A 14,321-nucleotide genomic window follows, 5' to 3' on the forward strand; every position below is an offset into this window, starting at 1 on the left:
TGCGGTGTTTCAGGGGTGCACCGGTCTCCCCGACCCGGGCGGCAGCCCTGCTCGGCGCCGGACTGCCGCGGTGGAAGTGCCGGAGAGGTCGCCGACCTGCGTCGCACCTTCCGCAGCCGGCGCTGAAGCGTCCCTCATGGGCGGGCCCCACCGGACGCCCGGACGATTTGTCCTCGGCCGGGCGCAGCAGGCGGTCTGCCCCATGGATGGGCGCCGATGTGCCACTCTGCCGGTCCTGCGGGTGGAGCAGTCGCCGCACGTCAGCGCAGCACGGAACGCGCGATGCGGAATCCTACGTCGTCGATCCGGAAGGTCGGGTGGCTGCGGCGCCGCACCGAGGCCCGGCAGCTCCAGTGCTCGTCAAACCATCCACCGCCACGCAGTACCCGATAGCTGCCGTAGACCTCGGCATCGTAGATGTCCCAGCACCACTCCCATACGTTGCCCAACATGTCGTACATGCCCCACGCGTTGGGCTGCTTGCCGCCCACGTCGTGAATCCGCTCGCGGGAGTTGCCGCGGTACCAGGCGATCTCGTCGAGCTGCCCGTACCGCGCGTCGCTCGTACCGGCACGACATGCGTGCTCCCACTCGGCCTCGGTCGGCAGCCGGTACCCGTCAGCAGACGCGTCCCACTCGATGCCCTCGGCGTCAGCGCGGAGGCGGTAGGCGGCTGCCAACCCCTCCTGCTCGGAAAGGGTGTTGCAGAATCGGACCGCGTCCCACCAGGACACGCCTTCGACGGGCAACTGGTCGCCTTGGGCGCTACTCGGGCGCTGACCGGTGACCTGCGCATAGTGTGCCTGAGTGATCGGGAACGCCGCCAACCGACAGGGCGCGAGCTCGGTCGACCAGCTCCGTTGCGTGCGCCGGTCCGACAGCGTCACCCGCCCCGGTGGAACGGTGATCAACTCGATTCCTGCGTTCACGTCCATAAGCAGGCGATCATACCGAGGCCTGATCGTCGTCGCCTCGAAGCTGCCCGTGGGTTGGTCCGCGGAATTTCCGGAACCAGGTGTCGGCCGACACCAGCCCTGCCGGGTAAGGGACTTCAGCTCTCCGATGGGCCGGAACTCCGTTCTGCCCGACCGCCGTCGGCGGAGCCGTGTGAGTTCACCGGTCCTCCGTCGGGGCGCGTTGCTTCTTCCCCGGCCTGTTATCTTTACGTGACCTCGCGGCGCGACTCTCAGTCACGCTTTGGCCTTTGATGCGGTGAGGTCGGTGAGGACGGAGCGCGTGCGGCCGTCCTCCGGGTGGTTTCTTCCGATCGGCTGCCCCGTGGGCTGAACCCGAGGATGCACATGACCTACACCGGCTCGACCCCGCAGCGCCCCGCGTTATCACCGGTGGGGAAGCCGCCGTCGGGCGTGAGAACGCGCTCTTCGTCACGGCACCGGCCCTACAGGCGCGACGACCCGGTCGAGCCGAGCCATCCCGCTCGCTGAGCGCGGGGAGAGGTTCTCCAGGCCCCGGGCGGGGCGGGCGTGGAGGCAGAGCACGGACAAGCGGATGACCACTTCACGTATACGGGCGCGGCCGTTGTTTGCGGAGCCGCCCCGGCCTGTCATGGCTGGACGGTATGACGAAGCACCACACTCTCAGCACAACGGCGCGAGCCGCGCTCAAGGCACTGCTGCCCGGGACGGCCCGCCGCAAGAAGGCGATCAGGCCACGCTCGCGGCTGCTCTCCCGCCCCGACTACCCACGGGCGGGCCGACAGGGATGGCGACGATGGGTGCCCTCGTGGCGGCTCGTCCTGACCTCATTCGTGACATTATCCGGCTTGCTGGCGACTGTGGTGGGTGTCGCCTACGCCCGTACCGACATACCCAAGGACCTCAACGCGTTCGCCACCCAACAGGACACCGTCTACTACTGGGCGGACGGCTCACCCATGGCGCGTACAGGGTGGGTGAGCCGCCAGGAAATGCCCCTCTCGAAGATTCCCGAGCATGTTCGGTGGGCCGTGCTGGCAGCCGAGAACGCCAACTTCTATTCGGACTACGGCGTTTCGGCCAAGGGAATCACCCGCGCGCTGTGGCGCACGGTCGGCGAAGGGGACACCCAGGGCGGCTCCACCATCACTCAGCAGTACGTGAAGAATGTCTATCTCTCGCAGGACCAGTCCTTCTCGCGCAAGTTCACCGAGATGCTTCTGGCGGTCAAACTGGACCGTCATGTGAGCAAGGACAAGATCCTCGAGGAGTATCTGAACACCAGCTGGTTCGGCCGCGGCACCTACGGTCTGCAGCGGGCCTCGCAGGCGTACTACGGCAAAGAGGTCACCCAACTCAACGCCAGCGAGGGTGCTTTCCTCGCGTCGTTGCTCAAGGGGGCCTCGCTCTACGATCCCGCGGTCGATCCCCGCAACCGGGAGCGCGCGGTTGAGCGCTGGAGGTGGACGCTCGACCGCATGGTGAAGATCGGCAAGCTGAGCCCGGCCGAGCGGGCGCGCTACACCACCTTTCCCGAGCCGAAGTCGCCGCACGAGCCGAACAACGCGGGTGTACAGGACGGCTATCTCGTCGCGCTCGCCGAGTCGTACGCCAAGCGTGCGGGGCATATCTCCGACGCCCGCTTCGACCTCGGCGGATACCAGATCTACACGACGTTCGAGAAGCCGCGGATGACGGCGCTCACCCGCGCCGTGAAGGACGTACGCGGCACGCTCGACCCCCAGCAACGCAAGGCCGACCGGCACGCCCGGTTCGGGGCCGCCTCCGTCGCCCCGGACGGCCGGATACTCGCCGTATACGGCGGGCCGGACTTCCAGAAGCAGGCCTTCAACGAATCCAACACGGGCACTGTTCCGGCGGGTTCGGCCTTCACCCCGTTCGTCTACGCAGCCGGCCTGGAACACGGAGTCTCGGTCGAGCGCGGCAGCCCTCGGACCCCGGTCACGCCGTCGACGCCGTACGACAGTGACGACGGCGTGCCGGTCATGACACCGGAGGGCCCCTACTGGGACCGCAGCGGCAAGATGGTCAAGGCCCACAATGAGAGCAACCGGTCCTACGGTCGCCTCAGCCTGCACGACGCCATGGCACAGGGCGTGGACTCACCGTTCCTCCAGCTCGGCATGGACGTGGGCCTGGACCGGATCCGTCGCACCGCCGAGGCGTCCGGGCTGCTCCCGTCCAGCTTCGGGCCACCCGTTCCCGCGTTCTCCATGGGCAACTCCACGCCGAGCGCCATACGGATGGCCGGCGCCTACACAACGTTCGCGGCGCACGGCCTGCACACCGATCCGTACTCGGTGCGCAAGGTCACACGCAACGGCGAGCCGGTCCGGCTCGCTCGCTTGCGGGCCGGTCGCGCGATGACAACCGCCGTGGCCGACGAAGTCACCGCGGCCCTCTCACGGTCGGGGAAGGGAAAGGGCTCCTCCGGGGCGTCCTCCACCGTGCCGTTCTCCGGAAAGTCGGGAACGACCGAGGATCTCACCGCGCACTGGTACGTCGGATACACACCGGAGGAATCCACCGCTGTCGTTCTGTACCGCATGGACCTGACGAAGAGTCTCGCGCCGCTCCCGCTCAAGGGACTCGGGGGCGACTCCGCGTCCGGCAGGACCTACCCGGCCGAGATCTGGACCACGTACATGAAAGCTGTGACCAAGTGACGGAACAAGACCACAGGCAGCCGCGCACCGAAGACCACACCGACCGGCAACGGGGGCCGCGCGCGACTCTCCGGGAACGCGTCGCGGCGATAGGGGACAAGCCCGCTGTGCGGCGAATACGGGCGCAACCCGTTGTACGGCGCATACGGGCCCGTCTGACCCCCGGCGTCGCCGTGGGGCTCGCGGCATGCGTCGTCGTATCGGCCTGCGCGGCACTTCTGCAGCCGTCCGACGGGGAGACGCCCGGGCGGAGCACGAGTACCGCCGCCGCGCCGAAGCCCACCGCCCGCCGGAACCACGCCGACGGGAAGAAGGCCGACGACGACACATGGGACGGGAAGGTCAAGATCCTGGGAGACGGCTCGACCTCCTACACGGGCCCGCAGCCCGGTCAGCTCAAGCCCGAGCGGCTCAAGCCGGGTCAGAAACCTCCGCAGTTAGTGGTGTTCTCCTGGGACGGCGCGCTGGAGGGCGACGATCGGATGATGTCGCGATTCCGCAAGGTGGCGAAGGAGAGCAACGCGCACATGACGTTCTTCCTCACCGGCATGTACCTGCTTCCGAAGGACCGAAGCAGCCTGTATCTGCCGCCCCAGCACAAGGCCGGCTCCGCAGCCATCTCGTACCCGACACGTAAGCACATCCGCATGACGCTGGACCAGCTCGGCCGGGCCTGGAAGGACGGACACGAGATCGGATCCCACTTCAACGGCCATTTCTGCGGCAAGAAGGGGGGCGGTGACTGGAGCACGGCGGAGTGGACCCAGGAGATCGACGAGTTCTACTCCTTCGTGCAGAACTGGAAGACCAACACCGGTGACAAGGATCTCGATCCGCTTCCGTTCGACCCCACCCGCGAGGTCGTCGGCGGACGGGCTCCTTGTCTTGAGGGCCAGAAGACCCTGCTTCCCGCGATCAAGGACTTCGGATGGCGTTACGACGCGAGCTCGCCGGGGGACTTCCAGATCTGGCCGTCGAAGAAGAACGGCATCTGGGATCTCCCGTTGCAGATGCTTCCCTTCCCGGGCAAGGAATTCCAGGTTCTCTCCATGGACTTCAACTTCCTCTACAACCAGTCGGAGGGCAGCACCGAGGGCGATCCCGCGAAGTACCAGCACTGGCGAAAGGAGACCCGGGACGCGTACCTCGCCGGATTCGAGCGGGTGCTGCACGGCAGCCGCGCCCCGATGTTCATCGGGAACCACTTCGAGAGCTGGAACGGCGGGATCTACATGGACGCCGTCGAGGACGTGATGCGGGAGGTCTGCCCCCAGAAGGAGGTGCGGTGTGTGTCCTTCCGCGAACTGACCGACTGGCTCGACGCACAGGACCCCAAGGTGCTCGCCGAATGGCGGACTCTCGACCCTGCTCAGCCGCCGAGCTGGAAGCAGTAGCGGAGGCCGGGCGCGCCGGTACTCTGCGCGAGGCCGCACGGCCGAGCACTGCGTGACCACGGAATGGCAGTCAAGGGGATGTCTGACGAGACGATGTTCGTGCCGTTCCCGGTCTGCCCAGAACGTTGCGGATGCGAGTGGCGACGTGCAGGTTGAGCCGGGTCTCGACATCGCTGAGATCGTGGTCGGTGATCTCGCGAATGCGCCGGAGGCGGTAGCGCACGGTGCTTCGGTGGATCTGGAGAAAGTCGGCTGTGGTGTCGTAGCTGCCGCCGCTCTCCAGGTAGCGCGAGAGCGTGGTGACCATGTCGGTGTGGTGTCGGGCGTCGTACTCCAGAAGAGCTCCGAGCCATTCCCTGACGAAGCGGTCGGTCTCCCGTTCGCCGTCCCCGGTTCCCATCATGCGGCAGATGCCGATGTCCTCGAAGCTGGTGCTGCCGTGCGGTTCCGGAGATCTGCGCCGTACGGTGAGAGCACGGACGGCCTCGTCGTAGGAGTGGGGCAGTTCGGTGAAGAGGTCGCAGCGGCTGCCGATGCCGACGGCCCCAGCCGCCGTGCCGAGGTCCTGCGCGACGGCTCGGTACAAGGCATCCCCGGGATCGGGACCCGCCACCAGGACGACCGTGGTGGTTTCTCGGGCACCGATGAGCACATCCAGTCCCAGGTGCTCGGCCGCCCGCGCGACGGCGTCGCCCAGCGTCACCTCCTCCGTTGCTCCGTCCCACTGCAGCACGGCGATGCGGTGCGGCCCGTGCAGGTCGTGACCGAGTGCGGCCGCATGGACGAACACGCCGTCGGTCGCCTCACCTGAGATCAGTCTTTCGACCAGGTCGTGGCGCAGGCTCGGCTCCAGCTCGGCGAGAGCGCGTTCGTGGGAGAGCTCGGGGGCGAGGGCCAGGCCCGTCTCCTCCAGAGCCGCGGTGTCCAGCTTCCCCGCACGTCGGTCGGGGTCCACCAGGGCGACCAGTCCGAGCAGGTCGCCCGCCGCCTCGATGGGGACGACCAGTCTGTCCCGGTCGCGGACGGCGCCCTGCCGGCGCCGCACCTGCCGCAGCAGCTCGTCCCGGGGCCGGTTCGCCGATCCGGGGCGCGGTCCGCCGTGGCCGGGGCCTGCCCACGCCCGCAGATTGCCGAAGGGATCCTCGGTCAGTGCGGAGAACCCCGTGTGATCGTGCAGGGCCTGGAGCATCCCCTTCTCACCCTTGCCGGAGGCCCCGACACGGGTGAGAGCTCGGTGGAAGGCGTTCTGGTACGACAGGGCGGACACGGTGGCGCTGAGATCGACCCCAGGTCCGGGTTCCTCCGCCGTCGGCCACTGTTCCCTCTCGGCATGGGCGGGCTTCTCCCATGGCCGGCTCAGTCCCGCGAGTGCGGCTGCGGCCTGCCGGGCGAGCAGCTCGGCGTCGGCGGTCTCCTCGGCCGAGGGGGTGTCCAATATCCGAACGACGAGGTAGCCGAGACATCGCCCGCGGTGGCGCAGCGCCAAGGCCCACAAGCAGTGGCCGTCCTGGTCGTCCCACCGCCCGCTGCGGCCCTCCAGCGCACCGATCCACCGGTCGACGCCGTCGGTGGCCGTCGGGTCGTCGTCCGCCACGGCGTGCTCGGCCGCCGTGGCGTTCACTGCGAGGATGCCCGGCCGGGAACGACCGGAGCCGGCCGCGGAACACGGGCGACACCGCTGGGCGACGCCGTGGTGAGCCGCATAGGCCGCTTCTGCCGCGAACGGCCCGGTGACGGCGATCGCCGCCAAGGCCGACCACACCACCTCACGTTCGTCGGTGGCGTCGAACATCGCCGTGGTGAGACGGAGGAACGTGTGCCGGCCGGCCCAGCGCTGCGGGATCGGGCGCACCGCACACACCGTCGATGATCCGGAGCGGACAGCATCCATCGGAGATCCATTCGTGTCTCGACACAGCAGCTCTCCGCCTTTCACGCTACGCCGTCCGGCGCCGGGCCACCTCAATTGGCCCTGCCACTCCCTGACCTCGCGGGACGGGCGGGCCTGCCCGGATTGGTCCTGCCGGGGCAGGGAAACGCGTGCGCCACCGAGCCACCCTTTCCCCATGTGTGGCCGCGAGCGGGACGGTGATCCCGGCAGCCGCGGCGTTCGGTCAGTGCCGCGACGGAGGAGAATCCCATGGCCAAGGCAGTAGGTATCGACCTCGGCACCACCAACTCGGTCATCGCGGTCTGGGAGGGCGGTGAGCCCACCGTGATCCCGAATGCCGAGGGAGCCAGGACCACCCCCTCGGTGGTCGCCTTCACCGACACCGGCGAGCGGCTGGTCGGACAGCTGGCACGCCGGCAGTCGATCCTCAACCCCAAGGGCACCATCACCTCCGCGAAGCGGTTCATCGGCCGTCGCTGCGACGAGGTCCCCGAGGAGGCCAAGGCGGTCTCCTTCGACGTGGTCGAGGGATCGGGCGGGGTGGCCCGCTTCGAGGTGAACGGCAAGCAGTACGCGCCGGAGGAGATCAGTGCGCAGGTGCTGCGCAAGCTGGCCGAGGACGCGGGGAAGTCGCTCGGAGAGCGGGTGACAGAGGCTGTCATCACCGTACCCGCCTACTTCAACGACGCTCAGCGACAGGCCACGAAGGACGCTGGAAAGATCGCCGGCCTGGAGGTTCTGCGGATCATCAACGAGCCGACCGCCGCAGCTCTGGCCTACGGTCTGGACAAGAAGGGCCATGAGACGGTCCTGGTCTTCGACCTCGGCGGTGGCACCTTCGATGTCAGCATCCTCGACGTCGGCGACGGCGTGGTGGAGGTACGGTCCACGGCCGGCGACTCCCATCTGGGCGGCGACGACTTCGACCGCCGCCTGGTGGACTATCTGGCGGACGCGTTCCAGAAGACCGAGGGCATCGACCTGCGCAAGGACCCGCAGGCCCTGCAGCGCCTATTCGAGGCGGCCGAGAAGGCGAAGACCGAACTGAGTTCGGTCACCCAGACCCAGGTGAGTCTGCCGTTCGTCACGGCGGATGCCTCCGGGCCCAAACACCTCACCGAGACCGTCCGCCGTTCCACCTTCGAACAGATCACTGCGGATCTGGTGGAGCGCTGCCTGGCCCCGGTCAAGCAGGCGATGGGCGACGCGAAGATCAGCGACAACGACATCGACGAGGTCATCCTGGTCGGCGGCTCGACGCGCATCCCGGCCGTGCAGGCTCTGGTACGGCGCCTGACCGGCGGCAAGGACCCCAACATGAGCGTCAATCCGGACGAGGTGGTGGCGCTGGGCGCCGCCGTTCAGGCCGGGGTGCTCAAGGGCGAGGTCAAGGACGTCCTCCTGCTGGACGTCACCCCGCTCTCGCTGGGCGTGGAGACCGCGGGCGGCGTCATGACGAAGATCATCGAGCGGAACACCACCATCCCCGCCCGACGGTCCGAGGTCTTCTCCACGGCCGAGGACAACCAGCCGGCCGTCGACATCGTGGTGCTCCAGGGCGAACGCGAACTGGCGGCCGACAACAGGGTGCTGGGCCGCTTCAGGCTGGAGAACCTCAGGCCCGCCCCCCGCGGGGAGACCCAGATCGAAGTCACCTTCGACATCGACGCCAACGGCATCCTCAAGGTCGGCGCCAAGGACAAGGACACCGGAGCCGAACAGTCGATCACGATCAGCGAGGGATCCAACCTCGACCAGGCCGAGGTCGACCGGATGATCGAGGAGGCCGAGCGCCACCGCACCGCCGACCAGGCGCTGCGCCAGGCCGTCGACGCCCGTAACGAACTCGACGCCGCCGCGTACCAGGTGGAGCGCCGGCTGGGAGAACTCGGTGACGCCGCGCCGCAGCACGAGCGCGCCCGCGCCGACATGGTCATCGAGGAGGCGCGTACCGCCGTCAAGGAGGAGGCGCCGGTGGAGCGCGCCCGCGCCCTCAACTCCGAACTCCAGCAGATCTACGCCGCACTGGCCACCCACTCCGCCGCGGCGGCACAGACCGCGGACCAGGGCGCGACGTCCGCCTCGGGCAGGCCCTCCGGTGGCGACGACGACGTCATCGACGCCGAGTTCGACCGGGGCTGAGGTGGCGTGATGTCGGAACATGACCAGGCACCTCCCGCCGATGACGCAGCCCGGACGTGGACGGAGCATCCGCCGGAAGAGGCACCCGCACCGCAGGGCCCGTCGGCCCTCGACGCCGAGGAGCTGGAGGACCGGTGGCGGCGAGCCCTCGCCGATCTGGACAACCTTCGCAAGAGGTATGCCCGCGACCGCCACCGGGAGCTGGAGGGGGAACGAGCCAGGGCCACGGCCGCCTGGCTCCCGGTCGTCGACAACCTCGAGCTGGCCCTCGCCCACGCCGACGCGGACCCCGAAACGATCGTCCGGGGTGTTCAGGCGGTACGCGATCAGGCTTTGGACGTCCTGAGAGGCCTCGGCTATCCGCGCAACGACGAGACCGGTGTCCCCTTCGATCCCGTGCTGCACGAGGTGGTCTCCGTGGTCGAGGACCCGGACACCGCCCCGGGAACCGTCGTCAAGGTGCTGCGCCCCGGCTACGGCGACCCCGACCGCCAACTGCGACCGGCGGCGGTAGCGGTCAGCCGAAAGCAGGAGTAACCCGCCATGGCACGCGACTACTACGAGGTGCTGGGCGTCCCCCGGACCGCCGACGCGGCCGAGATCCAACAGGCATTCCGCACCCTGGCCCGGCGTCACCACCCGGATGTCAACAAGGATCCGGCCGCCGAGGAGCGCTTCAAGGAGATCAACGAGGCGTACGGAGTCCTCTCCGACCCCGGTACCCGGGCCAGGTACGACCGGTTCGGCGCCGACTTCCGGCAGATCCCGGCGGACTACGACCAGCGGGTCGCGGCAGCACAGGGCTTCCGCGGGGCCGGAGCCGGAGCGTACCGCGGCGGACCCTTCCAGGGGGGCCGGGGCGCGGGCCGCGGAGGTGCCCGGGTCTGGACGGAAGGAGACTTCGACACCGCCGGCTTCGACTTCGAGGACCTCTTCGGCGGTGTGTTCGGCGGCCGGACGGGCCGCGGGCCGGGGCCGGTACCAGGCGCCGACCAGGAGGCCGAGCTCACCCTCACCGTGGAAGAGGCCTACCGTGGCGGCCGGCGGAAGATCACCCTGGGTGGCCCGGACGTGGAGCGCAGCTATGACGTGAACATCCCCGCGGGTGTCGTCGACGGGCAGCGCATCCGGCTCGCGGGGGAGGGAGGCCGGGGCCGCGGTCAAGGCGCCGCGGGGGACCTCTACCTCGTGGTCCGGATCGCCCCCCACCCCCGGTACCGGCTCACCGGTCGCGACATCCACGTCGATCTGCCGGTCACTCCCTGGGAGGCCGTCCTGGGAGCGACCGTGCCGGTCACCGGCCCCGGCGGCACCGCGAAGGTCCACGTCCCCCCGGGCACCTCGACCGGCCGGCGGCTGCGGCTGCGCGGGGAGGGAATGCCCCACCCCAAAGGCTCCGCCGGTGATCTCTACGCAGAGATCCAGGTGATCGTGCCCTCGTCGCCGAGCCCACGCGAACGCGAGTTGTTCGAGGAGCTGGCCGGGGTCTCGACCTTCGACCCAAGGAAGCAGGCATGAGTGACGATCAGCGTTCTCCCGCCGAAGACGCCGCGCACGGCCGTGCCGCCGCCCAGTATCCGCTGGTCCGGATCTGCCGGATCACTCCCTACGAACTGTCCCTGGCCGGTGTCGCCCGACGCAGCGGCCTCTCGCCCGACCTGGTCCGCCGCTTCGTAGCCCTCGGGCTGCTGGACGCCGAGCGGGACGCCCACGGGCGACTGTGGTTCCGTACCACCGCACCGTCGGCCATCGCCCGCGTGCAGCGACTGCGGACCGGTCTGTCGCTCAACTACGCGGCCGTCGGGGTCGTACTGGACCTGCTCGACCGTATCGATCATCTGGAGAGGGCGCTGCGGCGCAGCCAACGAGCCGCCGAGGAGCGAACGTCATGGACATGAACCGCCTCACGCAGAAGTCCCAGGAAGCGCTTCAGGAAGCGCAGAGCGTGGCGGTGCGGCTCGGCCAGAACGAGGTCGACGGGGAGCATCTGCTGCTGGCGCTGCTCGACCAGCAGGACGGCCTGACGATCCGGCTGCTCGGCGGCGCCGGCGCCGACCCGGCCGCGCTGCGGGGCGCCGTCGAAGCCGATCTCGCCAAGCGCCCGCGCACCACAGGACCGGGCGCCGCCCCCGGCCAGGTGATGATCACCCAGCGCCTCGCCCGCTTGCTCGACACGGCGGAGCAGGAGGCCAAACGCCTCAAGGACGAATACGTCTCGACCGAGCACCTGGTCATGGCTCTGGTGGACGAGGGATCGGCCACCGCCGCCGGCCGCCGGCTCGCCGAACAGGGCATCACCAAGGACACCTTCCTCGCCGCCCTCACCCAGGTGCGTGGCCACCAGAGGGTCACTTCCGCGAACCCGGAAGCCGCCTACGAGGCTCTGGAGAAGTACGGCCGAGACCTGGTCGTGGAGGCGCGCACCGGTCGGCTCGACCCGGTGATCGGCCGGGACGCAGAGATCCGCCGGGTGATCCAGATCCTCAGCCGCAAGACGAAGAACAACCCGGTCCTGATCGGTGAACCCGGCGTCGGCAAGACCGCCATCGTCGAGGGTCTGGCTCAGCGGATCGTGCGCGGCGACGTACCGGAGGGGCTGCGGGAGAAGACGGTGTTCTCGCTCGACATGGGGTCGCTGGTGGCCGGAGCCAAGTACCGCGGCGAGTTCGAGGAGCGCCTCAAGGCCGTCCTGGCGGAGGTCAAGGGTGCCGAGGGCTCGATCCTGCTCTTCGTCGACGAGCTGCACACCGTCGTCGGTGCCGGCGCCGCCGAGGGCGCCATGGACGCGGGCAACATGCTCAAGCCGATGCTGGCCCGCGGTGAACTGCACATGATCGGCGCCACCACAGTGGAGGAGTACCGCAAGCGCATCGAGTCCGATGCCGCTCTGGAACGCCGTTTCCAGACCGTCCTCGTGGACGAGCCGACCGTCGAGGACGCGATCTCCATCCTGCGGGGTATCCGCGAGCGCCTGGAGATCTTCCACGGCGTCAAGATCCAGGACGGCGCGCTGGTCGCCGCCGCCACCCTCAGCCACCGCTACATCAGCGACCGCTTCCTCCCCGACAAGGCCATCGACCTGGTCGACGAGGCGTGCGCGCGGCTGCGCACCGAGATCGACTCCATGCCGGCCGAACTGGACGAACTCACCCGTCGGGTGACCCGGCTGGAGATCGAGGAGGCGGCCCTGGCCGAGGAGACCGACCCGGCAAGCCGTGCCCGCCTGGACGACCTGCGCCGTGAACTGGCCGACCTGCGGGGCGAGGCGGACGCCAAGCATGCCCAGTGGGAGGCCGAACGCCAGGCCATCCGCCGCGTCCAGGAACTGCGTCAGGAACTGGAACGCGCCCGGCAGGAGGCCGAGGAGGCCGAACGCGCCTACGACCTCAACCGCGCCGCCCAGCTGCGCTACGGCACCATCAGCGAGCTCGAACGCCGCCTTGCCGCCGAAGAGGAGCAACTCGCCGTCAAGCAGGGCGAGACACGGCTGCTGCGCGAGGTGGTCACCGCCGAGGAGATCGCCGAGATCGTCTCCGCCTGGACCGGTATCCCCGTCACTCGGCTCCAGGAAGGCGAACGGCAGAAACTGCTGCGCCTGGACGAGATCCTGCGCGAGCGGGTCATCGGCCAGGACGAGGCCGTACAGCTGGTCGCCGACGCGGTGATCCGGGCCAGGTCCGGAGTGCGCGACCCACGCCGGCCGATCGGCTCGTTCATCTTCCTGGGCCCCACGGGCGTCGGAAAGACCGAGCTGGCCAAGACCCTCGCCGCCGCACTCTTCGACAGTGAGAGCAACATGATCCGCCTCGACATGAGCGAGTACCAGGAGAGGCACACCGTGAGCCGCCTCGTGGGCGCACCGCCCGGATACGTCGGCTACGAGGAGGGCGGCCAGCTCACCGAGGCGGTGCGCCGCAAGCCGTACTCCGTCGTCCTTTTCGACGAGATCGAGAAGGCCCACGCCGACGTGTTCAACACGCTGCTCCAGGTCCTGGACGACGGCAGGATCACCGACGCCCAGGGGCGAACCGTCGACTTCCGCAACACGGTCGTCATCATGACCTCGAACCTCGGCTCCCCGTACCTGCTCGAGGACGCCACCGACGCCGGCGAGATCAAGCCCGAGGTACGGGAACTCGTGATGAGCGAACTCAACAGCCACTTCCGCCCCGAATTCCTCAACCGTGTCGACGACATCGTCCTCTTCCACCCGCTCGGCCTGGCGCAGATCGAACGCATCGTCGACCTGCTCCTCGACGAGCTGCGCCGTCGCCTCGCCGACCAGCGCATCTCCCTCGTCCTCACCGAACAGGCCCGCCGTCTCATCGCCGCCGAAGGCTACGACCCGGTCTACGGCGCGCGTCCGCTGCGCCGCTTCATCTCCCACGAGGTCGAGACCAGGATCGGCCGCGCGCTGCTCAGCGGCGAGGCGACCGAGGGCGTGACGATCCTGGTCGACGCCCAGGACGACGAACTGGCCTTCACGCTCCGGGACGAGCCGAAGGAGTCGTCATGAGCGCCTCCCCGGTCGGTCACACCGCCCGCTGCGGCACCTGCGGCAAGATGAACCGTGTCCCCGCCGCCGCGCAGGGCCGCCCCCGGTGCGGCAACTGCCGAGCTCCGCTGCCCTGGATCGCCGAAGCGGGGGACTCCGACTTCGGAACCGTCGCCGAGCAGGCCGGTCTGCCGGTCCTCGTCGATCTCTGGGCCACCTGGTGCGGCCCGTGCCGGATGGTCAGCCCCGCTCTGGAGAAGGTCGCCGACGACCTGGCCGGCCGGATCAAACTGGTGAAGGTCGACATCGACAAGTCACCGGCGCTCGCCCGGCGCTTCGAGGTCCAGGCCGTCCCCACTCTGCTGGTCCTCGACCAGGGCCGGACCATCGCCCGCCAGGCCGGCGCCGCGCCCGCCCCGGTGCTGCGCCAGTGGGTGGAGCGGGCACTGACGGACAGCGCCCGGCCCGCCTGACCGACCCTGGAGGCCGCGATGACCACCCCGCCCGACCCACACATCTCACTGGTCCGACCCGTCACCGCCAGGACCCCGCAGGGGTGCGAGGAATGCTTGCGCCTCGGTTCCTCCTGGATCCATCTGCGGCTCTGTCTCACCTGTGGCCATGTCGGATGCTGCGACTCCTCCCCGATGCGCCATGCCCGCGGACATGCCGCCACGACCGGACATCCCATCGTGCAGTCCTTCGAGCCCGGTGAGGACTGGCGCTGGTGTTTCGTCCACGAAGCCATGGTCTGAGCTCTCCCGCCCTCATCTCCAC

11 protein-coding genes are annotated in these 14,321 nt (G+C 69.2%); 9 read left to right on the forward strand and 2 right to left on the reverse strand.

Annotated elements, in window-relative coordinates:
- Nucleotides 1–260: 260 nt before the first annotated feature.
- Complete coding sequence (locus tag AB0915_RS13830) at nucleotides 261–935, reverse strand: formylglycine-generating enzyme family protein (protein WP_366691283.1); 675 nt, start codon at nucleotides 933–935, stop codon at nucleotides 261–263.
- Between the two features lie 644 nt (nucleotides 936–1,579).
- Between AB0915_RS13830 and AB0915_RS13835 the strand changes: the two genes are divergently transcribed.
- Together AB0915_RS13835 and AB0915_RS13840 are read left to right on the forward strand one after the other, a co-directional pair.
- Entirely contained in the window at nucleotides 1,580–3,622 is a 2,043-nt protein-coding gene (locus AB0915_RS13835; protein ID WP_366691284.1) for a transglycosylase domain-containing protein, read from the forward strand.
- Between the two features lie 107 nt (nucleotides 3,623–3,729).
- Entirely contained in the window at nucleotides 3,730–5,016 is a 1,287-nt protein-coding gene (locus tag AB0915_RS13840) for a hypothetical protein (RefSeq protein ID WP_366691285.1), read from the forward strand.
- A 70-nt stretch (nucleotides 5,017–5,086) separates the two neighbouring features.
- Here AB0915_RS13840 and AB0915_RS13845 read toward each other — a convergent pair whose 3' ends face one another.
- The gene (locus AB0915_RS13845; RefSeq protein ID WP_366691286.1) at nucleotides 5,087–6,907 is read right to left on the reverse strand and encodes a helix-turn-helix domain-containing protein; all 1,821 of its coding nucleotides are present in this window, start codon (nucleotides 6,905–6,907) and stop codon (nucleotides 5,087–5,089) included.
- A gap of 249 nt (nucleotides 6,908–7,156) precedes the next feature.
- Between AB0915_RS13845 and dnaK the strand changes: the two genes are divergently transcribed.
- Genes dnaK through AB0915_RS13880 form a run of 7 tightly spaced genes read left to right on the forward strand, consistent with a single transcriptional unit; the run spans nucleotide 7,157 to nucleotide 14,299 of the window.
- Nucleotides 7,157–9,049 carry a molecular chaperone DnaK gene (dnaK, locus tag AB0915_RS13850; RefSeq protein WP_366691287.1) on the forward strand — a complete coding sequence of 631 codons (1,893 nt, stop codon included), beginning with the start codon at nucleotides 7,157–7,159 and terminating at the stop codon, nucleotides 9,047–9,049.
- Nucleotides 9,050–9,058: 9 nt separating this feature from the next.
- The gene (locus AB0915_RS13855) at nucleotides 9,059–9,586 is read left to right on the forward strand and encodes a nucleotide exchange factor GrpE (protein WP_366691288.1); all 528 of its coding nucleotides are present in this window, start codon (nucleotides 9,059–9,061) and stop codon (nucleotides 9,584–9,586) included.
- Nucleotides 9,587–9,592: 6 nt separating this feature from the next.
- Complete coding sequence (locus AB0915_RS13860) at nucleotides 9,593–10,567, forward strand: DnaJ C-terminal domain-containing protein (protein ID WP_366691289.1); 975 nt, start codon at nucleotides 9,593–9,595, stop codon at nucleotides 10,565–10,567.
- Nucleotides 10,564–10,947 (forward strand): chaperone modulator CbpM, encoded by a 384-nt coding sequence (locus AB0915_RS13865; protein WP_366691290.1) that lies wholly within the window; start codon nucleotides 10,564–10,566, stop codon nucleotides 10,945–10,947. Before AB0915_RS13860 ends, AB0915_RS13865 begins: the two co-directional genes overlap by 4 nt.
- The gene (gene clpB, locus AB0915_RS13870) at nucleotides 10,938–13,565 is read left to right on the forward strand and encodes an ATP-dependent chaperone ClpB (RefSeq protein WP_366691291.1); all 2,628 of its coding nucleotides are present in this window, start codon (nucleotides 10,938–10,940) and stop codon (nucleotides 13,563–13,565) included. The genes AB0915_RS13865 and clpB overlap by 10 nt, the downstream gene beginning before the upstream one ends.
- Complete coding sequence (gene trxA / locus AB0915_RS13875; protein WP_366691292.1) at nucleotides 13,562–14,017, forward strand: thioredoxin; 456 nt, start codon at nucleotides 13,562–13,564, stop codon at nucleotides 14,015–14,017. The genes clpB and trxA overlap by 4 nt, the downstream gene beginning before the upstream one ends.
- Nucleotides 14,018–14,035: 18 nt before the next feature.
- Nucleotides 14,036–14,299: a UBP-type zinc finger domain-containing protein gene (locus AB0915_RS13880; RefSeq protein ID WP_366691293.1), complete on the forward strand. Its 264-nt coding sequence runs from the start codon at nucleotides 14,036–14,038 to the stop codon at nucleotides 14,297–14,299.
- Nucleotides 14,300–14,321: the final 22 nt, after the last annotated feature.

The sequence above is a fragment of the Streptomyces sp. NPDC048411 genome, assembly GCF_040704695.1.
Classification (GTDB): Bacteria; Actinomycetota; Actinomycetes; order Streptomycetales; family Streptomycetaceae; genus Streptomyces.